The sequence below is a fragment of the Moraxella sp. genome (assembly GCF_024227015.1).
Taxonomy (GTDB): Bacteria; Pseudomonadota; Gammaproteobacteria; order Pseudomonadales; family Moraxellaceae; genus Moraxella.
The window spans coordinates 1-599 of record NZ_JAAELD010000184.1 but is presented as its reverse complement, the minus strand read 5'-3'; the positions used below and the strand labels follow the sequence as shown (position 1 = coordinate 599).

At 42.7% G+C, this 599-nt stretch carries 1 protein-coding gene; it reads left to right on the top strand.

The features are described from left to right. On the top strand, window positions 1–537 hold a 537-nt coding region (locus tag GY683_RS04150; RefSeq protein WP_367274110.1), incomplete at its 5' end, for a KamA family radical SAM protein. Window positions 538–599 lie beyond the last annotated feature (62 nt).

Here is a 599-nt window from a genome sequence, read left to right as displayed (position 1 = left end):
TTTAGTGGTGGTGATCCGCTGAATCTGAATCATAGACGTTTAACAGCTTGGTTTGATGCCATAAATGCCATTTCAAATGTCAAAACCATCCGAATTCATACGCGTCTGCCTGTGGTGCTACCCAATCGTGTGGATGATGATCTGCTAAGCCTGCTCAAAGACTCGCCAAAAAATATCGTCATGGTGCTACACATCAATCATGCCAATGAGATTGATGAATCTCTTAAACAAAAATGCCGCGCACTCAGAGGGTCTGGCGCTGTCTTATTAAATCAGACGGTTATTCTAAAGGGTGTGAATGATCGGGCTCAGACGCTGATTGGGCTTAGTCATGCGTTATTCGATGCGGGGATTTTGCCTTATTATTTGCATGTGTTGGATAAAGTGCAGGGGGCGGCGCATTTTGATTTACCGATTGAGCATGCGATTGAGATTTATTGGCAGATGCTTGAGAGCCTGTCAGGTTATTTGGTGCCCAAGTTGGTACAAGAGATGCCCAATAGGCCGTATAAGACGCCGATTAATATCTATGCCTAGGAATTAAATTAAAAAATACTTGCAAAATTTCAAAACTTTGCTAAAATAGCAGCACTTTAGGC